The organism is Ruegeria sp. D3 (assembly GCF_056534465.1).
Map to the genome: position 1 here is coordinate 39,747 of NZ_JBQFPK010000019.1, position 22,809 is coordinate 62,555.

Annotated in this window: 19 protein-coding genes and 1 tRNA gene; 8 read left to right on the top strand and 12 right to left on the bottom strand. The window is 55.1% G+C overall.

The features are described 5' to 3' along the window. Positions 1-39 precede the first annotated feature (39 nt). The 12 genes from ACR0DX_RS20675 to rpmH all read right to left on the bottom strand — a co-directional run bounded on the left by ACR0DX_RS20675 (position 40) and on the right by rpmH (position 10,517). Entirely contained in the window at positions 40-537 is a 498-nt protein-coding gene (locus ACR0DX_RS20675) for a histidine phosphatase family protein (protein WP_170356660.1), read from the bottom strand. Then, on the bottom strand, positions 534-1,220 hold the full coding sequence (locus ACR0DX_RS20680) for a ferredoxin (protein WP_170356659.1): 687 nt from the start codon (positions 1,218-1,220) through the stop codon (positions 534-536). Before ACR0DX_RS20680 ends, ACR0DX_RS20675 begins: the two co-directional genes overlap by 4 nt. Positions 1,221-1,241: 21 nt before the next feature. Then, positions 1,242-2,105 (bottom strand): acetylglutamate kinase, encoded by an 864-nt coding sequence (gene argB / locus ACR0DX_RS20685; RefSeq protein WP_170356658.1) that lies wholly within the window; start codon positions 2,103-2,105, stop codon positions 1,242-1,244. Positions 2,106-2,165: 60 nt separating this feature from the next. After that, entirely contained in the window at positions 2,166-2,819 is a 654-nt protein-coding gene (gene yihA, locus ACR0DX_RS20690) for a ribosome biogenesis GTP-binding protein YihA/YsxC (protein ID WP_170356657.1), read from the bottom strand. Further along, positions 2,816-3,553 (bottom strand): MOSC domain-containing protein, encoded by a 738-nt coding sequence (locus ACR0DX_RS20695; protein WP_170356656.1) that lies wholly within the window; start codon positions 3,551-3,553, stop codon positions 2,816-2,818. The genes yihA and ACR0DX_RS20695 overlap by 4 nt, the downstream gene beginning before the upstream one ends. Further along, on the bottom strand, positions 3,550-5,379 hold the full coding sequence (yidC, locus tag ACR0DX_RS20700; RefSeq protein ID WP_170356655.1) for a membrane protein insertase YidC: 1,830 nt from the start codon (positions 5,377-5,379) through the stop codon (positions 3,550-3,552). Before yidC ends, ACR0DX_RS20695 begins: the two co-directional genes overlap by 4 nt. A 123-nt stretch (positions 5,380-5,502) precedes the next feature. Then, positions 5,503-7,044, bottom strand: coding sequence for a bifunctional diguanylate cyclase/phosphodiesterase (locus ACR0DX_RS20705; RefSeq protein WP_170356654.1), 1,542 nt, complete (start codon positions 7,042-7,044; stop codon positions 5,503-5,505). A 70-nt stretch (positions 7,045-7,114) separates the two neighbouring features. Continuing rightward, the gene (gene ttcA / locus ACR0DX_RS20710; protein ID WP_170356653.1) at positions 7,115-8,008 is read right to left on the bottom strand and encodes a tRNA 2-thiocytidine(32) synthetase TtcA; all 894 of its coding nucleotides are present in this window, start codon (positions 8,006-8,008) and stop codon (positions 7,115-7,117) included. Between the two features lie 44 nt (positions 8,009-8,052). Further along, positions 8,053-9,669: an acyl-CoA dehydrogenase family protein gene (locus ACR0DX_RS20715; protein ID WP_170356652.1), complete on the bottom strand. Its 1,617-nt coding sequence runs from the start codon at positions 9,667-9,669 to the stop codon at positions 8,053-8,055. 31 nt (positions 9,670-9,700) lie between these two features. After that, positions 9,701-9,937 carry a membrane protein insertion efficiency factor YidD gene (gene yidD / locus ACR0DX_RS20720; RefSeq protein ID WP_170356651.1) on the bottom strand — a complete coding sequence of 79 codons (237 nt, stop codon included), beginning with the start codon at positions 9,935-9,937 and terminating at the stop codon, positions 9,701-9,703. Next, positions 9,934-10,356, bottom strand: coding sequence for a ribonuclease P protein component (gene rnpA / locus ACR0DX_RS20725; protein ID WP_170356650.1), 423 nt, complete (start codon positions 10,354-10,356; stop codon positions 9,934-9,936). Before rnpA ends, yidD begins: the two co-directional genes overlap by 4 nt. A 26-nt stretch (positions 10,357-10,382) precedes the next feature. After that, the gene (gene rpmH / locus ACR0DX_RS20730) at positions 10,383-10,517 is read right to left on the bottom strand and encodes a 50S ribosomal protein L34 (protein ID WP_005980833.1); all 135 of its coding nucleotides are present in this window, start codon (positions 10,515-10,517) and stop codon (positions 10,383-10,385) included. 296 nt (positions 10,518-10,813) lie between these two features. Between rpmH and ACR0DX_RS20735 the strand changes: the two genes are divergently transcribed. The 8 genes from ACR0DX_RS20735 to ACR0DX_RS20770 all read left to right on the top strand — a co-directional run. Then, positions 10,814-11,545, top strand: coding sequence for a TVP38/TMEM64 family protein (locus tag ACR0DX_RS20735; RefSeq protein WP_170356702.1), 732 nt, complete (start codon positions 10,814-10,816; stop codon positions 11,543-11,545). Positions 11,546-11,549: 4 nt separating this feature from the next. Then, the gene (locus ACR0DX_RS20740) at positions 11,550-12,968 is read left to right on the top strand and encodes an FAD-dependent oxidoreductase (RefSeq protein ID WP_170356649.1); all 1,419 of its coding nucleotides are present in this window, start codon (positions 11,550-11,552) and stop codon (positions 12,966-12,968) included. A gap of 18 nt (positions 12,969-12,986) precedes the next feature. Continuing rightward, positions 12,987-14,369 (top strand): sensor histidine kinase, encoded by a 1,383-nt coding sequence (locus tag ACR0DX_RS20745; RefSeq protein WP_480847231.1) that lies wholly within the window; start codon positions 12,987-12,989, stop codon positions 14,367-14,369. A 64-nt stretch (positions 14,370-14,433) separates the two neighbouring features. Next, positions 14,434-14,510, top strand: a tRNA-Arg gene (locus ACR0DX_RS20750). Positions 14,511-15,099: 589 nt separating this feature from the next. Then, positions 15,100-16,032, top strand: coding sequence for a lysophospholipid acyltransferase family protein (locus tag ACR0DX_RS20755; protein ID WP_480847233.1), 933 nt, complete (start codon positions 15,100-15,102; stop codon positions 16,030-16,032). Between the two features lie 1,380 nt (positions 16,033-17,412). Further along, positions 17,413-19,311: a type I secretion system permease/ATPase gene (locus ACR0DX_RS20760; protein WP_170356647.1), complete on the top strand. Its 1,899-nt coding sequence runs from the start codon at positions 17,413-17,415 to the stop codon at positions 19,309-19,311. 43 nt (positions 19,312-19,354) lie between these two features. Continuing rightward, positions 19,355-20,608: an HlyD family type I secretion periplasmic adaptor subunit gene (locus ACR0DX_RS20765; protein WP_480847240.1), complete on the top strand. Its 1,254-nt coding sequence runs from the start codon at positions 19,355-19,357 to the stop codon at positions 20,606-20,608. Positions 20,609-20,927: 319 nt separating this feature from the next. Next, positions 20,928-22,809: DUF7507 domain-containing protein (locus tag ACR0DX_RS20770; protein ID WP_480847235.1), on the top strand; the 1,882-nt coding region annotated here is incomplete at its 3' end.

Genomic DNA, 22,809 nt, shown 5'->3' on the forward strand with positions numbered 1-22,809 from the left:
AAAATCCAGGAAAGGGCGGGGCTTCGGCCTCGCCTTTTTCTATCCCAGCAATTCGCGCGGTGTGGTGAAGCCCATAACATCCCCACTTCGCCAGTCGATATCTGCCCAATCCTTGATGCTAAACCGGATCACGGTAGTCGCACATGTCGGGTAATCCAAGAAACGTGGGTGATCTGGGGGACGACGAACGATCCGGCGGGCGAACTCGCATATGCCCGAGTTGTGGCCTAGCATCATGGCCGTTGGCTGCGTCGCGCCCGACAGTTCAATCAGCATATCTTCGGGTTCGGCTAGATATAGTGCGCGGTGAAAGCAAATCCTGTCGGCTTGCAGCCCCATGCGATCCCATGTTTCACGCGTCCGGATTGCCGTCGAGCTGAGTACTTCGTCCGGCGTCCATCCGTGTTCATTCAACCACCTGCCAATGGCGCGTGCAGATTTCCGGCCGCGCTTGTTCAAGGGGCGGTCATGATCCTCGAGCGTTGTATCGCCCCAACTGGATTTTGCGTGGCGGGTAAGGATCAGAGTCAGGCTCATGATGGGTGGAACGCTTTCATATGATGGGCGGACTGCTCGGGGTCGCGATTGGCGCCGGCGCTGACAGGGCAGGACAGACGTGCAAGGCAGCCTCCGGTCATGCAGGTTTGGCCCTCGTCTGTGGAGAGGTGCGCATGGCATGCGACCACGTCATAGAATTCCTGATCGTTCAACGCGCCCACGGGGCAGGTCGAGGTGCAGGGCGCGGCACAGGTGGTGCACGGCGAGGGTGCTACCGCCTCGGGTATCTCGAACTCCTGCGCGAAATGCAGCGCACCCCGGTATGAGATCATCATACCCACGGTGTCATGCACCAGCGCGCCCACCGGGCTGCTGAAGGTTCGCCCGGATTTCAGCGCCCAGTCGATGAAAGGTGCATAAGGTGGGCCGCCGAAAGGGAAATGCGCATCAGCCCCCAGATCAAGCGCCATTTGTCCAATCACGCGGGTTGACCAGCGGTCGACAGGATCGGGGCCGTTCCATTCCGGGGCCGCTTTCAGGACCGGCCAAAAGCCTGGCCCCGCGCCCAACAGAACCAGAGTGCCACCGTCCAGCCCCTTGGCTCCGCTGGTACGGGGATGGGTCGCGCCCATGGTTATTAACCCGGCCTGATGCGCGACACGTCCCACCCAGCCATAGCTGATAGCCGCTCTATAGGCTGAGGCGGGGGCTTGTTGCGTCATCTCTTCTCCGCTGTGGGGGGCTCAGTCGGGGCGGATCAGTGACCCTGCGCCGTGTTCGGTAAACAGTTCCAAAAGCACCGCGTTGGGCGCGCGACCGTCCAGAATGACCACCGCCCGTACGCCGCTGTGCAAAGCATCCAGCGCGGTTTCAGTCTTGGGGATCATACCGCCTGCGATCGTACCTTCCATCGTCATCTCGCGGATCTGACCGGCCTTCAGTTCGGTTACGACTTCGCCCGCAGCGTTCTTGACGCCCGAAACATCGGTCAGCAGCAACAGGCGATCCGCTTTCAGCGCCGAGGCAATCGCGCCTGCGGCGGTATCGCCATTGACGTTCAGCGTCTCTCCGTTCCGGCCTGCACCCAGTGGCGCGATCACCGGGATCACATCATGCGAAAACAAGTCGTGCAGGATTTTCGGGTTCATGTCCGCCGGAGAGCCTACAAAGCCAAGAGCCGGATCGGCCTGATCGCAGACCATCAGATTGGCGTCCTTACCAGACAGGCCCACAGCCGAGCCGCCCTGATCGTTGATCGCCTGGACGATGCGCTTGTTCACAAGGCCAGACAGGACCATCTCGACCACTTCGACGGTGGCTTTGTCGGTGACACGCTTGCCGCCTACAAATTCGGACTGGATGTCCAGCTTGCCCAGCATCGCGTTGATCATCGGGCCGCCACCGTGGACGACCACCGGGTTCACACCGACCTGACGCATCAGCACGACGTCGCGGGCAAAGCTTTCCATCGCCTCGTCGCTGCCCATTGCGTGTCCGCCCAGCTTGATGACGACAATTGCATCGTCATAACGCTGCAGATACGGCAAAGCGCTGTTCAAGGTGGCGGCGGTGGCGATCCAGTCCCGGTTCATATCTCTTGTCTTCATGGCTGCTGTCCCTCTGGCATTCCGTGTTAGGGCCTTTGCCCGGTGCTGCCAAGGGGCAAGCTATTCCAGATGCGCAATGATAGAGCGTAGCGTGGGAATCCCGTCGCCCTTTTCGGACGAGGTCAGCACGATTTCAGGGAAGGCGGCAGGGTGTTTCGACAGCGCTCCGCGTACCTGATCCAGAACCTTTTCGCGCTCGTTGGCTTTGACCTTGTCGGCCTTGGTCATCACGCATTGAAAGGTCACGGCGCTGGTGTCCAGCAGCTTCATGATCTCGGCATCCACCGGTTTCACCCCATGGCGCGAGTCGATCAGAACAAAGGCCCTGCGCAGCGTTTGACGTCCGCTCAGGTATTGTTTCAGCAGCCGCTGCCATTTTTCGACAACCTTGACCGGCGCATTGGCATAGCCATAGCCGGGCAGGTCGACCAGATACAACTCGGGGCCTTGGGTGAAAAAGTTGATCTCTTGTGTGCGGCCCGGCGTGTTCGAGGCACGCGCCAATCCCTTGGTGCCGGTCAGCGCGTTGATCAGGCTGGACTTGCCCACATTCGAACGCCCGGCAAAACACACCTCTAGCCGGTCTGGCGCGGGCAAGCCGTTCATGGCGACCACGCCTTTGACAAACTCGGATTCGCCGGCAAACAGTTTGCGGCCACGCTCTTGCGCGAACTCATCCGGTGTTTCGGCTAAGGGAAAGGGCAGGGTGGTCATAGCAGTTGAACCTTGTCACCGGTTTTGACCTCGCCACCCCTTATCACCTCGGCGTAAACACCGAAATCCTGATGATCCCAGGTATTGAGCGCCGCCAAAGTATCGGCATCACGCGCACCTGTATCGGGGTTGGCAGTCGTCGCAAGGCATCGGGTGATACGCTCGCGGACATGCAACACAGCCTGCCCGATCTGTACTTCGCGGCCCAGCCATTCGAATTCTTCCCACAGGGGCAGCCCGTCGAACCAGATATTGCCGCGCCAGCGTACCGGGGAAAGGTCTTGCCCCAACTTCTGCTCGACCGCGCGATGTGTGGCCATGTTGCACAGGCTAATCGACGGGAAATCGCTGTCCGTCATCCCTCGTCCAGGCACTCGGACGATGCGGGCCGAGGCCGCACGATCCGCAGGCATCAGCGGCTTGACCCAATCCAGAAAGGCATCTTGTTGCGTGTCGGGCTGAAAGTGCAGCTCGGGTCGTTCGGGATGGGTCAGTGTGACGGTATCACCTTCGGTACGGGCCGAGATTGCCATCAGCGACGGTGCTTTGGCACCGCGGCTGAAATTGGCACAAGGTGCCCATTCGGTTCCATCCGTTTTCGACGCTTCATGCGCGACGGCCCAAACACGATCCCCGGGCATGGTTCGCCCGGGGCTCAAAGTGATGGTCTGCACGGCCTCGCGGCCATGGCTTTTGATCGGATGTCGCCAGAGGTTGGTTACTTCACCTGTCATTTGTCATCCGTCTTCGGTGTTCGTTTGAAGCTTGACTTGATGTTTCCGAACACGTCCGGCTTGTAGCCCTGGCTGCGCATGATCAGGTATTGCTGGGTAAATGTAATCGTGTTGTTCGCAATCCAGTAGACCACCAGGCCACTGGCAAAGCTGCCAAGCATGAACATAAAGACCCACGGCATCCACGCAAAGATCATCGCCTGGGTCGCGTCAGTTGGTGCCGGGTTCAGCTTTTGCTGCAGCCACATTGAAACACCCAGCAACAGCGGCAGAATACCGATGAAGATCAGCGCCATCAGTGTATCGGGCTGCGGACCGGCCCACGGTAGCCAGCCAAAGAAGTTCAGTATCGAGGTTGGGTCGGGCGCGCTGAGGTCCTGGAATGGTCCAAACCATGGGGCCTGACGCAGTTCGATCGTGACAAAGATCACCTTGTACAGCGAGAAGAAGATCGGAATCTGCATCAGGATCGGCAAACAACCTGCGGCGGGGTTCACCTTTTCCTTCTTGTACAGCTCCATCATGCCTTGCTGCATCTTCTGGCGGTCGTCGCCTGCGGCCTCCTTCAGGGCTTCCATCTGCGGCTGCAGTTCCTTCATCTTCGCCATCGAGACGTAGGATTTGAATGCCAGCGGGAAGAGGATCGCCTTGATGATCAGGGTCAGGCCGATAATAGACCAGCCCATGTTGCCGATCAGAACGTTGATGTTGTGCAGCAGCCAGAAGATCGGCTTGGTCAGAAAATAGAACCAGCCCCAGTCGATGCTGTCGATAAACTTCTGTACGCCTTCGGCTTGATACTCACGGATGGTTTCCCATTCCTTCGCGCCTGCGAACAGTTGGGTGGTCACTTCTTCTGTCGCGCCGGGGGCGACGGTCAGTGTGGGCAGGACTGTCTCGGTCTGATAAATCTTGCGGCGGGCGTCGTATTTCGCAGCAGCCTTGAAGGTCGCACCTTCTTCGGGGATCAGAGTGGTCATCCAGTAGTGATCAGTGAAGCCGACCCAGCCGCCTTCCTTGACCTGAAACACCTCGGCCTGAGCGCGTTCGTTCGGGTCGATGTCAAAGTCGCGGACGTCGCCATAGTCGATCTCGTCCAGCACGCCGTCGGCCATAACCATGACCCCTTCGTGGAGGATGAAGAAATTCTTCAGGTCGGGCAGGTCACCGTCTTCACCGATGCCGTGGCGGGCCAGAATGCCATAGGGGGCCATGCCCACTTCGGCCTGCGTGTTGTTTTCCACCGATTGGGTGACGTCGAACATATAGTTTTCGTCCACCGAGATTGTGCGGCGGAAGGTCAGGCCGTTGCCATTGTCCCATTTCAGCGTGACCGGCGTGTCGACGCCCAACGTCTCACCGCTTTCCAAAGTCCACAACGTGTTAGGGCCCGGGACATCGGTGCCCGCAACACCTGCGCCAGGTGCCCAGCCGTACAGCGCATAATAGGCCGATTCCGATCCGACCGGGGACAGCAGTTCCACAATCGGCGCGCCTTCTTCGATCGAGACTTTGTAGTCCTTCAGGAATAGCTCATCGATGCGGCCACCTGACAGGGAGAGGCTGCCCTCCAGACGAGGTGTGTCGATCACAATGCGTGGTGCTTCGGCATCGGGCAGCGTTTCTTCTGCAGCAGCTGTCGCCTCACCAGTCGTGCCCGCGTTTGTGGCGCTGGGCGTCTGAACCTCGGTCGCGTCGGTGGCGCTGATTTCAGCCTGATCGGGCAGCGCGGTTTGTTCCGGCGGTGGGAACAGCACGAACCAAACAAGGATCACGAGAAAGCTGAGCGCGGTTGCGAGGATGAGATTCTTATTCTGATCGTCCATCTGGGACAGCCACCTTAAGCAGTGAAACACACCCGGTGGGTTCAACAGAGTGCAGCCCCAAAGGTCAAGCGGATTCGCCCGTCAAACCGTCGCGGATTGGGTTTTTCATGCGGAATTGGCCGATCAAGAGCCAGTTTGCCGCCCTATCTTGGGAACTCCATTCACCTTGTTCTGATGCGCTGCGATCCAGTCCAGCGTTTTTTCGAATGGCATGGGTTTTCCGATCCCAAAACCCTGAACGTGATCGCATCCCAACTGGGCCATCAATGCATGCTCTCCCGGAGTTTCCACACCTTCAGCCAGAGTTTCCAAATTCAGCCGTTCCGCCATTGTGAGAATGGCACTGACCATTTGCTGCTGGCTGGCGTCCTTGTCCGCCTTTGTCACGAAAGACCGATCAATCTTGATGCGCGAGACGTCAAAACGTTTGATCGACGCGATCGAGGCATGACCTGTACCGAAATCGTCAAGGTCAATGCAACAGCCCAGCTTTGACATACTTGTCACGTTGCGGGTGATCACGTCATCCGGTCTGCGAGAAAACACTGTCTCAAGCACTTCGACGGCCAATCTGTCCGGGGTCAGATCATTCTGATCCAATTCCCATTTTAGCCGGTCAATGAGTGTAGGATCCCGTAACTCGTCCGATGAAAAGTTGATCCCGATCCGCGGCACTACAACCCCGGCGCGATCCCATTTTTGCATCGCTGTGAACGCGTGGTGGCGCATGGCCTGACCAAACCGTTCCATCAGCTCGGCCTGCTCAGCGAAGGGTAAGAAGATATTCGGACCCAGTACGCCCTTATGCGGATGCTCCCACCGGGCCAGCGCCTCGAATCCGGTCACGCGTCCCGTATCGGTCGAGACTTGCGGTTGGAACCATGGACGGATTTCTCCGCTGTCCAGAGCCGCGTCGAACTCTTTACGTAAATTTGCACGAATGCGCGATCGACGATGCGTTTCGTTGGAATAAGCGCGTATGGTCGAGGGCCCATTTCTTTGCGCCTCTTCCAGCGCGGATGAGGCTGCGTCGATCCAAGTCTCGAATCCGTCGTCGCGTAAAGAGGTCAGCAAGCTGAACCCGATCGAGCATGAGACGTAGATTCCAGAGCCATTGAGGGTCAAGGGCTCTTCAATGGCAGATTGGATACGACCGGACATCTGAATGCAAGCCTCAAGGTCAAGGTGCTTTGACGGCCGCAACCCGATGGCAATCCTGTGCGGGTCCAGCTGCGTGGCAATATCCTGCGTACGGATGGCAGATAAAACGCGGGCACAGAATTGTTCGGCCATATGGTTGGCCGCCGCATTCCCGTGCAGATCAATAAATTCGTCGAAGTTGTCCAAAGCGACGATCAGGCAGGCGGATTCTTCGCGGATATTGCTCGCCGTTTGATAGAACCCCTCGATTTCCGAGGCGAAACTGCCGATAGATTTAAGGCCGTTGGCTTCGCTTCGGTCTGCGTGTGACTTAGCAGTATCTGCAGCCGTCAGGATGATTGCTACTAGAACCGGTAGGGACAGGGCCACGATGACCAGGGCGCGTTCCCCGCCGATCCAGAAGGCAGCGAGGCTGATCGCAGGGATGAAAGCCAAGGCCTGAGGGCCGCTGAGTACGGTTGTCAGGACATTCAGAACTCTGCTGACAGAGATATTTTTCCACATCAGATTACGGGCCTTTTTCTTGGGCGTCGCACGCTGTGGTCAACCCTAGAAAAGCAATCTGAGTCAGACGTTAACGTAGATGTGGAATTTCGTCAGCAATTTTGCCTTTTTTGCCGGTTTCCAAAGAAAGCCCTGCGAAATCAAACAATTTTGGGTCCAAAAGATGAGACGGCCGCGCGTTTGTCAAAGCGCGGAACATCACTTGTCGCCGACCGGGGCTGTTCTTTTCCCACTGGTCGAGAATCTGTTTCACCTGCTGACGCTGCAACCCGTCCTGACTGCCGCACAGATCGCAGGGGATGATTGGGTAACTCATTGCGTTGGCGAATTTCTCGCAATCGGCTTCGGCCACATGGGCCAGGGGTCGAAAGACGAACAGGTCGCCTTCTTCATTCACCAGTTTCGGCGGCATCGTGGCCAGACGTCCGCCGTGGAACAGGTTCATGAAGAACGTCTCGAGGATGTCGTCGCGGTGGTGCCCCAAAACGACGGCGGAACAGCCTTCCTCACGCGCAATACGATAGAGATTGCCACGGCGCAGGCGCGAGCAAAGTGCACAATAGGTGCGGCCCTGTGGTACCTTGTCCATCACGACAGAATAGGTGTCTTGATATTCGATCCGGTGGGGTACGCCCATCCGTTCCAGAAACTCGGGTAGGACAGTGGCGGGAAAACCGGGTTGCCCCTGATCCAGATTGCAGGCCAGCAGATCGACGGGCAGAAGACCGCGCCATTTCAGCTCATACAGCACTGCCAGCAGGGTATAACTGTCCTTGCCGCCTGACAGGCAGACCAACCAACGTGGAGGTTTGCCATCTTTGTTATGGGCCGACGGGTCCACCATCCCGTATTGCTCAATGGCTTCGCGGGTTTGGCGCACGATGCGCTTGCGCAGCTTCTTGAACTCGGTGGTCGAGGGCGCGCCGGCAAAGAGCGGGTGGATATCGTCAGCTTCGTCAAACATGCGCAGCCCCTACAATAGTTGGCGCAACCGGGCAAGGGTGACGCTTAGCCCAGCCGTGCGAGCAAGGCATCTGTGTTCAGCCCCCGGACCGATCCGGGGATGCGACCGCTGTCACCTGTCAGGCGCGTCACGATGAACCCATCGGCCACGGCGGATGGGGCGTTGCGCAACAGTAGCGAAGCCGTCAGCAGCAGAGCGGTACGTTCAGCAAACCAGCGCGCCTCGGGTTCAGAGGGCAGGCCGGGCCATTGGTCGCGATAGGTTTGCAAGGCCGCGTCATAAGCGCGGTCTGCGCCGCGCGCGGTCTCCAGTTCGGCCTGCAAAACCTCGGCGGCCAAAGGCTCACGCGCCAGCGTTCGCAGGATATCAAGGCAGATCACGTTGCCCGATCCCTCCCAAATGCCATTCAGGGGTGCCTCGCGGTAGAGAAGGGGAAGGGGCGTATCTTCGACGTACCCCATGCCGCCCAGAACCTCCATCGCTTCGACCACGACCACGGGACAGCGTTTGTTGTTGAGGAACTTGGCCAGCGCCACGCTGATGCGGGCAAAGGCGCGGTTCTCGGGGGTTTGCCCGTCAAAGGCCTGTGCGACGCGCATCCCGAGGGTCAGCGCGCCCTCCCAATCCAGAATAAGATCACTCAGAACGGCGCGCATCAGGGGTTGGTCGATCAGGCGGCGTTGAAAGGCACTGCGGTGACTGACCCAGTGATGCGCCGAGGACAGGGCCGCGCGCATCAGCCCGGCGGGGGCCATCGCGGTATCAAGCCGTGTGTGATGCACCATCTCAAGGATCGTGCGAATGCCCGCGCCCTCGTCTCCCAGTTGATAGGCCAGAGCGTCGTGATATTCGATCTCGGCCGAGGCGTTGGCGCGATTGCCCAGCTTGTCTTTCAGGCGCATCAGATGGATGGCGTTGCGCTCGCCCTCCAGCCAGCGTGGCACAAGGAAACAAGTCAGCCCGCCCGGGGCCTGCGCCAGCGTCAGGAACCCATCCGACATCGGGGCCGAGCAGAACCATTTATGCCCGCGCAACCGCCAATGATCACCGTCCCGCGTGGCGGTGGTGGTATTAGCGCGGATGTCTGAGCCGCCCTGTTTTTCGGTCATCGCCATGCCCAGCGTGGCGCTGTGTTTCTGCGCTATGGGCTGAATAGCGGGATCGTAAGTATGCGCGCTCAGTTTAGGCACCCAGCGCTGGGCAATATTGGCGTCGGCTTTTAACACAGGCACCGCCGCATAGGTCATTGTCAGAGGGCAGCAGTGGCCGGGCTCGATTTGGCTGGCCATATAGACCATTGCGGCGTGGTTCGCATGGCCGTCGGGTTGACCATCCCACGGCAGCGCGGCGTATCCGGCGCTTTGGCTCAGCTGCATTAACTGGTGATAGGCAGAGTGAAACCGCACTTCATCCAGCCGCCGTCCTCCGGTATCGAACAGGCGGAGTTCCGGGGCATTTCGGTTCGCATCGCGCGCGGCCTCTTGGGTTTGGGCTGTTCCCAGAGCGCGACCATAGGCCGTCAGCGGGTCAACGCGCCCCTTGGCGCGGTTCACGCACCCTTGCAGTACCGGGTCCGAAGTCCAGAGGTCGATATCGCCGCGCTCGGGCGGTTGGTTCAGAACGTCATGTGTCGGCAGGGTGTCGCGGGCGCGTGTGGTCATGGGCCGAGTGTCAGGCCGGGCGCGCGCTCGGTCAACCCTCGTCGGTATCGTCGGGCACCGGGTCATAGCCCGTGCCACCCCACGGATGGCATCGGCCAATGCGGCGCGCGGTCAGCCATGCGCCCTTGATGGCGCCGTGCTTTTCCAACGCCTCCAACGCATAGGCAGAACAGGTGGGTTGATAGCGGCAATTATGTCCGACCCAAGGGCTGAAGATCAGACGGTATGCCTTGACGGGCAGGGCAAAGACACGCGCCAGCAGGGTCATTTCCGGTCACTATGGATTTTGCGCAGCGCATAGCGCAGATCGCCCAGCAGCGCCTCAAAGGCGCGATCCGCCGTGACCTCGGCGCGGCCAATCAGGACGTAATCCCAGCCGTCGTGACCCTGAACCGGCAGAACGGCGCGCGCAGCCTCGCGCAGACGGCGTTTGGCGCGATTGCGGGCGACGGCATTTCCGACCTTCTTAGAACAGGTAAAGCCCACGCGAATCCCGGATGCTTCGTCCTGGGCGCGTTTGCGGGCCTGCACCATCATCGACGACGTCCCCTGCCGCCGCGCGCGGGCGGCCTTCAGGAAATCGGATCGCTTTTTGAGGACGATCAAAGGTTCAGACACACAAACGGACGCCGCCGGAGGCTTGCTGGGTTGGTGTGAACCATCCTCAGGGGCCTCCGGCGGCGTCATGTTCATAACCTGAAAGGTCGAGCGGCTTACGCGCTTAACGACTTACGGCCGCGTGCGCGACGTGCGTTCAGGATTTTGCGGCCGGCCTTGGTGGCCATGCGCGCGCGGAAACCGTGGCGGCGTTTGCGAACCAGGTTCGAAGGCTGATAGGTGCGTTTCATCGCTCCGTCTCCAATCTATAGCGGTCGGGTGCGGCGCAGATTCGCCTTGCCCTAGTGTTCGAAGCCCGTCCTCTACTGGGTGGCGGGGGGTAAGTCAAACCCCTAGGTGGGGGTTTTGCTGCCTTTTGCAACAATTCTGTAACCGCCACAGTTGAAAAGTTTCAATTTGACGGTTTTGCCGCCTGAAACCCTCACATTCCCTACCGTAAACATCAAGGCGGCGTGAGGCCCCTGTTGCAGCGCTGCGCGACGTCGCATGTTGAGCTTAGATGAAACGCACAAAACCGGACACAGACATGAGCGATACAACTCAGGCCCCCCGCAGCGGGCTTGCGCGCCATATCCCTTTGCTGGTGATTCTTGCCGTTGCGGTGGCGGGGTTCTTCACCTTGGGCGACTACCTGACATTTGAAACCCTGCGCGACAACCGCGAATCCCTGCTGGCGTGGCGCGACGCAAACTATTGGGCCATGGCAGGTGCATTTGTGGCGATCTATATCGTGATTGTTGCCTTCTCTCTGCCCGGCGCAGCCGTAGCCTCGATGACGGGCGGGTTCTTGTTTGGCTTATTTGCAGGCACCGTGTTCAACGTATTCGCGGCCACCATTGGTGCATCTGCGATCTTTCTGGCCGCCCGCTGGGGGTTAGGTGAATCCCTGACCGCCAAGCTGGAGTCATCCGAAGGCACGGTCAAAAAGCTGAAAGACGGGCTGCGTGAGAATGAAATCTCGGTTCTGTTCCTGTTGCGCCTTGTGCCGGTGGTGCCGTTCTTTGTGGCCAATCTGGTGCCCGCACTGGTCGGCGTCAAATTCCGCAATTTCCTGTTCACCACCGCGCTGGGCATCATTCCAGGCGGCATCGTCTACACTTGGATCGGCGTTGGCTTGGGTGGTGTGTTCGACCGGGGCGAAACCCCGGATGTGTCCCTGCTTTGGGAGCCGTTTGTAATTGGGCCTATCATCGGCTTGTGTGTGCTGGCGGCGCTGCCCATCGTGATCAAAGCCGTGCGCGGCAAAAAGGACGCCTGATCTTATGCAAGAATTGAAGACGGATATCCTGGTGATCGGCGCCGGGTCAGGTGGCTTGTCGGTGGCTGCCGGGGCCAGCCAGATGGGCGCAGATGTGATCCTGCTGGAGGGTCACAAGATGGGCGGAGACTGCCTGAACTTTGGTTGCGTGCCTTCGAAGGCGCTGATCGCCAGCGGTAAGGCGGCTTATGGGCAGGCGCATTCATCCGCGCTGGGCGTGGCCGATGTGGTGCCGCAGGTGGACTATGCCGCCGCCAAGGATCACGTGCATGATGTGATCGCGCAGATTGAGCCGATGGACAGTCAGGAACGGTTCGAAGGTTTCGGCGTCAAAGTGATCCGGGAATATGGTCACTTCGTGTCGCCCACGCAGGTGCAGGCGGGCGATCATCTGATCACCGCGCGCCGGGTGGTGATTGCGACCGGCTCGTCGCCGTTGGTGCCGCCGATCCCCGGTCTGGATCAGGTGCCGTATTATACCAACGAGACGATCTTCGATCTGCGCGACAAACCCGAGCATCTGCTGATCATCGGCGGCGGCCCGATCGGGATGGAGATGGCGCAGGCCCATATCCGTCTGGGCTGCAAAGTCACCGTGATCGAGGGGATGCAGGCGCTGGGCAAGGACGACCCCGAGGCGGCCGAGATCGTGCTGGACTCGTTGCGCGCCGAAGGTGTCGAGATTCACGAGCAAGCCATGGTCGCACAGATTCGCGGCGCGGACGGCAAGGTCGAGGTTGTGACCGAGACCGGCCAGATCTACTCGGGCTCGCACCTGTTGTTGGCCGCGGGGCGCAAAGCCAATACTGACCGGTTGAACCTTAAGGCGGCGGGGATCGAACCTACGCGCACCGGTATCAAGGTGGATGACTCGCTGCGCACCACAAATAAGAAAGTCTATGCCATCGGCGATGTCGCGGGTGGGCTGCAATTCACTCATGTCGCGGGCTATCACGCGGGCATCATCATCCGGTCTGCGCTGTTTAGTCTGCCCTCCAAGGCGAAAACCGCGCATATACCATGGGCCACCTATACCGATCCCGAATTGGCGCAGGTTGGTCTGACCGAGGCGCAGGCACGCGCGCAGCACGGTGACAAGGTGGAATTCGCGCGCTTTGATTATCACCACAACGACCGCGCCATATCTGAGCGCAAGACGAAAGGCTTCATTAAGGTCATGGTCGTAAAAGGGCGCCCGGTGGGTGCGACAATCGTGGGCTATCAGGCGGGTGAGTTGATCAACTTGTGGTCTGTGGCATTGGCCAATAACCTAAAGATGGGACAGATAGCCGCGATGGTTTCGCCCTATCCGACGATCGGAGAGCTTAACAAACGCGTGGCAGGTGCCTATTTCTCGCCAAGGCTGTTTGAGAATCAGACAGTTAAACGAGTGGTCAGGTTCGTCCAGCGCTGGATGCCCTGACCGGGAGGAGAGTGCAAAGTGAACTCGCTGTCGGGCCGATTTCTGATCCTGACCACGGTCTTCGTCATGTTGGCCGAGATCCTGATCTTTGTCCCCTCGATTGCTCGGTTTCGCGAGGACTTTCTGCTCAACCGACTTGAACGCGCCCAGATTGCGTCGCTGGCGCTGCTGGCAGATGACATGCTTGCGGATGATCTTGAGGCCGAATTATTGGCCAATGCGGGTGTTTACAACGTGGTATTGCGGCGCGACGAGGTGCGGCAACTGATGCTGTCCTCGCCAATCCCCCAACAGATTATCAAGACATTTGATCTGCGAGACGCGACCCCCTGGGTTTTGATCCGCGACGCCGTGGCGCGCCTATTCACGCCGGAAAACGAGATCATCCGAGTGATCGGAGAACCTGTCAAAGGGGCGGGGTTGTTGATCGAAGTAACCACTGACAGCAAGCCGTTACACATGGCGATGACAGATTACGGCCTGCGGATACTTGGCCTGTCTTTTGTAATCTCAATCATTACTGCGTTTTTCTTGTTCCTTGCCGTGCGGGTGGTTCTAGTTCGTCCGATTAAGGGCGTCGTCGGATACATGCAGCGCTACGCAGGTGCGCCCGAAGACGCGCGGGGAATCATTTCCCCCAACTCCAAGGTAACCGAGCTGCGCGAGGCGGAAGAGGCGCTGCAACAGTTGCAGACCGAACTGACCCAGGCTCTGAAGCAACGCGAGCGCCTTGCTCAACTTGGTGGTGCGGTGGCCAAGGTCAGCCACGACCTGCGGAATATCCTGACGTCGGCTCAGCTGTTCACGGACAGGATCGAATCCAGTGATGACCCACTTGTGCGCCGTATGGCTCCTAAACTGGTAAATTCGATTACGCGTGCTGTCTCTCTCTGTGAAGGGACGCTCGCGTTTGGCCGGGCTGAGGAACCCGCGCCGACTTTGACGATGGTCCCCCTGCATACTATCGCCGATGACGTCGTGGCCAGCGAACAGCTGGCTGTGGCGGACGCCTGCGTTGAGATCCGAAACGACTTGCCTGTAGATTTGGTTGCGCGAGCCGACCCAGAACAGATTTTTCGAGTCATCATGAACCTAGTCCGAAATGCCCGTCAGGCACTTGTGGCGTCGGGCAAGCCCGGGAAAATCACGATTTCGGGCTGTGAGTATGAGAACAGCTGGTGCGTCGAGGTCAAAGATACCGGTCCCGGTCTTCCGCCCAAGGCCCGTGAAAACCTGTTTACACCATTTCAGGGGGGCGTGCGCAAAGGAGGATCGGGGCTTGGTCTGGCGATTTCGCAGGAGCTGGTGCGCGGACACGGTGGAGATCTGCTGTTATCCGAAACCGGACCGATGGGAACGACCTTTGAAATCCGTCTCCCGCGGGGCGACGTGACTTTTTGATTTTTTTTTGCAGAATCGGCTTGCACGTATCTAACGCCGGGTCTAAACACCGCCTCACCAACGCGGACCGATAGCTCAGCTGGATAGAGTACTTGACTACGAATCAAGGGGTCGGGGGTTCGAATCCTCCTCGGTCCGCCACTGGTTTCCCCTAAATCATTGAAGATAAAAAACTTTTTGTTTTTAAAGTTCGAATCCGTCGGGGGGGATTCAAACCGATCCCGCAACATTTGTGTGCAATAGCCATTCCTGGCTTAGTTCAGAAATCCGTAGCTCCACCTGAGTCCATATGTAAAACAGGACGAAAACGAGGTTTGAGCACTGAGTACATTTCGAATTGGTTTTGACGGGCCGTCGGTCGACAATGGTGAAATTGACGTAGCCGACCTAGCACCTTCTCTTCTCGCTCTAGGTGATCTTTTTGAAGCAGCCAATCGCGCGTTGAACAAAGATCGCAGCGAGATTGACTGCTAAGCAGCCTTTATTCAAAACAGAGCGCGAAACCGCTTCGAGTCCTGAGCGGACCTCAATCTCACTCACGGCATTCTAAGGTAAACAGTTTTCGGACATTTTCTGTATGTGCGAACTCTCATGGTGCCAACGGAAGAAGCTGACATTTTGGCAATCATAATTGCTCGGCCTTTTTTGTACCGCGGCTAGGCAGAAATGAGGATGTTGCAGAAACTGATCGCTTACTGTGTATTAGTATTTTCAGAATTGGGCAGCCTATATGAGTTTCACCAAAACAAAGGACCGCATATTTCTCGCCTATGAAATGTTTTCCGGCTGGCTTGCCCGACGTTCCAGGCCTGTCAGAAAGTTCTTCTATGCCGTTGTCGGTTGGGTTCTTAGATTGATCTACGTGCTTCCGGGAAATCATGCCCGATATACCGCAGTCGCACTATCGGCGCATGTGGACCACCCCTCACCTAGGCGATTGTTTAAGGAATACGTGCGGAAGCTTTTGCTGGGTTTTGATCGTGCAGAAAGGATACGGCATGGCTTCGGTGAAGAAATCGACGAAACTTTAATTGTCCAGGATCGTGAAAGATTTGAACGGCTCTTTGAGAATGGGAGTTTTATCCTCGTCTTACCTCACGCCCACGGTGCGATACCGATGGCCCGATGCCTCTCGAACTCGTACCCCATATTATCGATTGTTCGGGTGTCAAAAGACAAAAACCGTGCCGAAGCTCAACATAGACTTTATCATAGTGTTGGATGCGAGTTTGTAGATGTGCGGGAAGCGGATCCAACTTCCGTTGCAAGGATCATTTTGAGAACATTAAAGCGAGGCGGGATCGTGGTCGCGATGGTTGATCGCATTGATGAGCCGCCCACGCAAATCTTGAGCCCAGCACGTGATCTTGCCGCTGTGTCGGCGTTCGGTGAGATCGTTGGTGTTCAAACCTGGCCAGCAAGATATGCCCAAAAGGCAGGGGTCCCGATACTACCTGCGACTGTAGTGCAGACCGAAACGGAATTGCATTTGGTTTTGGGCCAAAGTGTTATGGCCGGAGGGGATCTAGTATCCACAACTCAAAACTGGATTAGTGAACTTGAACATCTTCTGAGACTATATCCTCAAGAGTGGACATTCTGGCTAGACAAACACTGGTCGCGTGTTTTGCGCCGCAATCCACCTGTATCCAGAAAGTTATAGGTTTCAAGATGCCTATGAAAAAACGATCGAGTACGCGCATGCAAAGTTAAGAGATAGGAAAAAACATGTCATAAGCTAGGAGATTGCCTCTGACCAAAGGCTGCGATGTCTGCATGTAGAAAGTTGCGCAGAGATTAGGGCAATCTAAGTTCACAACTTTAGAGACCGGCACGACTGGAAACTCCTGCAAACACAACCACATTTGCTAGTATGATTAGCCGCCGAGAATTTGTTGCTGTTGCAACTACCGCCTTGGTGCTCCGTACATCGCGAGGGCGCGGCCCGACGCGCTAAGCGAAGCGATTGGTCAGGTCCCACCGCTACATTCCCTCCAGGTCAAAAAAGGCGACGAAACTGTCTTTGCCGAAGCGCCTCTCGGCCCCGGTCGCAATCGACCTATAAACATCAAATCCTGCTCAAAGAGCATCGTCTCTCGGCTTCTCGGGGCGGCGATCGAAAACGGCGAAATCCCGTCGATCACTTCGACTCTTGGTGAGGTCGCGCCCGGCATTCTTCCACCGGACGCCACACTCGGAGCAGCGGAAATTTCGATGGAGGACTTGGTGACACTGCGAGCCGGTCTCGAAAGGACTTCAGGCACCAACTACGGTGATTGGGTGAGTTCAGGAAACTGGATTGCAGACGCTCTAACCCGCCCGATGGTAGCAGAGCCTGGGACGCGCATGCTGTATCCACAGGTTCCACACACGTCCTTGGGGCCGCTCATTGTCTTCTACCAATAGGACTTTAGTCAAAACTTCCCCCTTGCGCCTTCGCATACTATGAGCGCCGAATGGTAAAAAAACATCGAAACTTGTATTCGAGGGCCATACTCTACTGCCGGATCGAGCGATCTTTACTAGTCGATGCATTCTTTCATCAATTCTATACCACGCAATGAATATTTAGCCGACTTAAGTCCACCCGCCAACATTCGCACATAATGGGTATTATCCGTAGCAATTTGTGGAGAGGCCATTAAGTTTATGAATCGTTGGGAAGCCAAATGAACGCGCCAAAAAACCTCCAATTTTCACCCGCGGAGAACGTCAGATTCCTGCCATGAGCGACAAATGCTGCGCTAATTTTCTATGCCGTTTTTGGCGCGTTTTAGTTATTCTTTGCAGTTTGTCTGAGCGTTGGTTTTTGTTTTGAACAAGGGTTTGGGTGACAACTTGGGTAACAATTGACGAGTTTTGTACTTGGTTTCCATTTAGGTGGAAATTGACGTTCATCCTATCTGAGTGTTGCTTGGAGCCCAACCTGTATCTTAGTCAGTTCTCTTTAGGTGAACTTAACGCGCCTGGGCGGCCTATCGGGCTCGTAGATCACCTTTATAATTTATCACAACACTGTTGAAACGTGTGGCTCTTGTATACAATGATTGTGTTTCCAGTGTTTACTGTAGCGAGTACCCGTTTGGAAGAAGCCGATTCTCATCGCGTATCAATTTCTCTTGCGGCCGCAAAAAGTCGTGACTTGTTGTTGATTGCAATGGCTTTTAGCATTTTTACTAACCTTCTTATGCTTACAGGCCCGGTATTCATGCTTCAGATTTACGACAGAGTTTTAAGCTCTCGTTCTGAAGAAACCTTACTGGTTCTATTCGGCTTGGTGACGCTGTTATTCACAATTTATGGGTTTCTAGAATACGCACGTGGACGCGTTTCTGCGAGGATAGGTGCCCGAATTCAGAGCACCTTCGGGCCGCTTGCGTTCAAAGCGCTTTTGGAACGTTCGGCGCTCAAAAGAAGCTCGGGAATCGAAAGCCACGGGTTGCAGGACATTGAAGCGCTTAAGGCATTCTTCTCGTCCCCGTTATTGTTGGCTATCTTTGACCTACCTTGGACGCCCATTTTTTTAGTCGCAGTTTTTATCTTTCATCCTTATCTCGGCTGGCTCGCGCTTGCTGGGGGTTGTGTGCTCGTTGCTGCAGCTTTGATAAACCAGATTTTAACCGTTAATAAAACGCTACAAGCCCAATCAATCTCTCAGTCAGCCAACCGATTTGCCGGTCAAGTCCAAGAAATGAGCGATTTGGCTTGGTCGCAAGGAATGGCTTCAGACTTGGAAAAGCGTTGGAAAAAGCTTCAAGATGCAGCGCTTCATTCTTCAATTCTAGCAAATGACTGGACAGGTGGTTTTGCGTCTTTTTCCAAAGCTTTTCGGTTTTTTCTCCAAGCGGCGATGCTTGGGCTTGGCGCTTGGTTAGTTTTGCAAAATGAACTGACTGCAGGCGCGATGATCGCGTCTTCAATATTACTAGGCAGGGCACTGGCTCCAATCGAACAGTGTATTCCACAATGGTCGCTGGCGCAAAAGGCGAGACGAGGTTGGCGTCGGCTAGATGAGCTGTTGCAACAATTAAAGCTCGATGACGAAGTGACTACATTGCCGAAACCTGAAGCGTCGTTAACAGTCGATGGCGTCACGGTCTTTGCGCGAGGGCGCGAACGCCCTGTTCTGGGAAATGTCTCATTCCATCTAGCACCTGGCGAAGCGTTGGGGATTTTGGGGAAAAGTGGTTCAGGAAAAAGCACTTTAGCTAGGGTTGTTATGGGATTGGTTAGTCCACATAACGGAGAAGTACGTTTAGGTGGCGCTACGCTTAAGCAATACGGTCCGGAAGAAATGGGTAAGCAGATTGGTTACTTGCCGCAGGACGTTCATTTTTTTGCTGGAACGATTGCAGAAAACATAGCTCAGATGTCACTCGAAGTTTCTCCTGAAAGAGTGGTGATAGCTGCCAAAAGGGCTAAGGTTCACAGTATCATTTTAAATCTTGATGAAGGATACAACACAGTTATTGAACCACTTGATGATAAGTTGTCAGGAGGTCAAAAGCAAAGACTTGCCCTTGCTCGCGCTCTCTATGGTGATCCTAAGATCCTTGTGCTGGATGAACCCAATTCCGCATTGGACAAAGAGGGGTCTGATGCGTTGAATGCAGTCGTTTCAGAGTTGAAAGCCGCGAACAAATCAGTTCTGATTATGACTCATCGCCCAGTCGCTATTTCAGAATGTGATAAGTTACTTATTCTCCAAGGCGGTCAAACAAAAGATTATGGTCCTCGCGACCAAGTACTTGGTTCCTCGCTCAAGAACGTGATGTCGATAAAGAGGCAAATTCAAGCCAATGAAAACGAAGAGTTTAGATCTGCCGGGGCGCATCGAAAAATTTCGAAAGCAAGTAAAGAGTTTCGTTCAATCCGTAAAAGAAAGTTGGGTAAACAGAAAGCACAAGGCTTTAAGTCAGTCAGGAAAAAACACGGACATTGAAGAAGTAGCTGATTGGAGCGCCTTAGTTCCTATTTACATTGGCGTGACCTCAATAGCGGTTTTGATTTTTGGGATTGGCTACTGGAGTTTGTTTACTAGGATTTCCGGTGCTGTTGTTGCCAGCGGTACTGTGAAAGTAGAAACCGAAAGACAAGTCGCTCAGCATCCAGACGGAGGCGTTGTTTCAGCGATTTTAGCTCGCGATGGAGATTCAGTGGAGGCGGGCGACGTATTAGTCAAACTTGACGGCACATTTCTAAGATCTGAGTTGCAAGTCGTGGAACGACAACTGATGGAAATTCTCGTGCGACGTTTCAGGTTGGAGGCTGAGAGAGACCAGCTTTCAAATCTTCAGGATATCGCTTTAGGAGAATTTTCAACGCTGGACGACGAATGGATGACCTCACAGCTTCAGGGTCAAAGAAACCTTTTCAACGCGAAACTGGCTTCACACAAGAGCGAAATCGATCAACTGAAACAACAGTCATTTCAAATCGAGGATCAAGTCCGAGGTATGGAGGCTCAAGTGAGCGCGCTAAAAGATCAATTGGATCTGGTCGAGACCGAAATCAAGGATCTTGAGGCCCTGTTGGAGCAAGGGTTGGTTCAAGCGTCTCGGGTTTTGGCACTCAGGAGAGAGCAGGCGAGGCTAAAGGGAGAGATAGGCCAGCTAGAAGCAGCAAAAGCCGAGGCGAAAGGGCGGCAAACGGGCGTTTCAATCGAAATTATAAACTTGGAAAATAGGCGCCGGGAAGGCGCCATTACAGAATTGCGTGATTTACGTTTCAGCGAGATCCCTTTGGTGGAAAATCGTCAAAGTTTGAAGAAACGACTCTCGAGGTTGGAAGTTAGGTCACCGTCCGAAGGCGTTGTTTTTGGGTCATCGGTTTTCGCGGAACAGGCTGTTATCAAACCTGCTGATCCGATTATGTACATCGTTCCAAAGGATAGACCACTTCAAGTATCAGCGCGAATTGACCCCGTGCATATTGACCAAGTTTACGAAGGTCAGCCGGTTTCACTTCGTTTTACTACCTTTGACCAACGTACAACGCCTGAAGTTCTTGGTGTCGTAGTCAGGATATCAGCTGATACATTTACAGATGATGCACAGGAGGTGCCTTATTATGAAGCGGTGTTGCAACCCGACACAAAGTCTCTGACTGCGACAGGGGATGTTTTGCTCGTTCCGGGAATGCCTGTGGAGGCATTTATCAAAACTGATGCACGTGCACCGATTTCATACCTCGTTCAGCCTTTGGCCAACTATTTTCGACGCGCTCTCAGGGAAAATTAAGTCGTTGTTTTCCGTATCCTTTAAGAGCCGGAAAGAGACATTCGTAGCGACGTTAGCGGACTAGCCGGCACTGAACTTTATTCGATGCCGTCGCGTCCAGTCGCTGTTCGATTGACGTGTTTTGCACGTACAAATCCGTTAGTTTGTTGACTCAATTTTATCGAGTTTATATCGTCCCGATACCTTTAGCGTGAGCTTTTTACTGTTTAGTGCCAAAGTGCGTACCTCGGCTAAAGGTCAAAAAACTTAATGAGTGCAGATAAGAATATGGTTTGAAGCCCCAGAGTAGAGATTTTTTCATAGTTTGCCGGGGGGCATTATGGCTGACTTTAATCTCGAAGCGGAAGGTTCCAGAGAAACCATTGGTGGAGTGACATTTATCAACTCTCCAAATGAGGGATCCGGTACAGGAAATTTCGAACCTTTTTTGGCTACAAGCGACGAAGCGAGCACATCAGATGGTGTTGCCGCTGGATTCAATACCGTAAACGATTCAAATTCCGCAATAAATAATGCCTTTGGTAACAACGAGTTAGACAAACAAAAGACGAGAGAAGTTAAGCTGACTGATATTCCCGTCACCGTTATTGACGGAGTCGAATATTATGAAATTCGCTTGGATTTGAATGAGAGCAATAGCGACGATCTCATAACACTAGAAACATTTCAAATTTACTTGTCCGACGATGGCACGATCGGAACCTACAATGACCTGACTTCGAATGGAAATTTGGTCTACGATATTGATGCAATTGAACCAACTACTCTGTTTTTGGCCGAAACATCTACAGGCAGTGGCACTGACGACTACACGGTATTGATCGAAAAAAGCGTCATCGATGCGTATTTTCTAGCAAACCCCAGTGAGTCTTTTGAAGATTACTATTTCTACCTTTATTCGGAAATGGGCCGCCCTGGTGAATATGACGAAGAGGCAGGCTTTGATGAGTGGAACATCCAAAGCGCTGGGACGATTAATGGCTTCAAGTTCGGGGATCTTGATGGCGACGGTGTTTACGAACCAGAAGATGGAGAAAGCGGGCTGGAAGGTGTTGTTGTATACATAGACAGCAACAATAATGGCATATTTGATGCAGACACTGAACGCGCAACTGTCACGGATGAAAATGGTAACTTCACTTTCTTCGGAGTCGCGACCAGTTCTGACGATATAATTATTCGTGAGGATATTTCTAGTTTAGAGGCGGGCTCCGAGCCAACCAACGGCACCTTGGATGGTCAAGGCGATGATCCCTATTTCTGGGTCGCGAACCTTTCCGAGGCCGGAGATACAGATTTTGTCCAGATCGGAAACTTGGTTCCAAATCCACAGATAATGATTACCAAAACGGTTGTCGATGTGGACGGTGAAGGCTCTGAGGGAATAGCTGAAGATGCCGGGGATGAAATTACTTATCAATTGGTGATCGAAAACACGGGCAATCTGGCTCTGGCTGGCGTTACTGTGACTGACCCCTTGACTGGGGTAAACATTTTGGTCGGTGATCTGGAGGTAGGTGAAGTCGTCACAATCGATGACGGCGACAGTGATGGATTGGGTGGAGCAGTAGATCTAACCTATCAAGTAACGCAGGAGGATCTGGACAGCAGAGGCGATGCAGAGTTTGGCGATGTCAGTGACGACGACGATGGCAACATAGAGAACACCGCCAGCGTAAGTGGATTCTATGAAGAAGAGGAAGTGACAGACAGCGATGATGCTGACGCTCCTTTGGCCTACCAGCCTGGGATAGAGATCGAGAAAGAGATTACAAGCGTTGACGACCTGAATGGCAACGGCCTTGTCGACGCGGGTGATCAGATCAATTACAGCATCACGGTCACCAACACGGGCAACGTGACGCTGACGGATGTGGATGTTGAGGACCCGCTTCTGGGGGGTACTCTGGCCTCTGGCGAGACGATCGCTGTTGGGGGTGAAGAGACCTATACGGGGTCTTACACGATCACGCAGGCCGATGTGGACAGCCAGGGCGATCTTGAGCCCGATGATCTTGGCGGTGACGATGACGATGGCAACATCGACAACACGGCGACTGCCGACAGTGCCGAGACGGAGGAAGTGTCGGATTCCGCGCAGCAGCCGATCGCCTACCAGCCTGGGATAGAGATCGAGAAAGAGATTACAAGCGTTGACGACCTGAATGGCAACGGCCTTGTCGACGCGGGTGATCAGATCA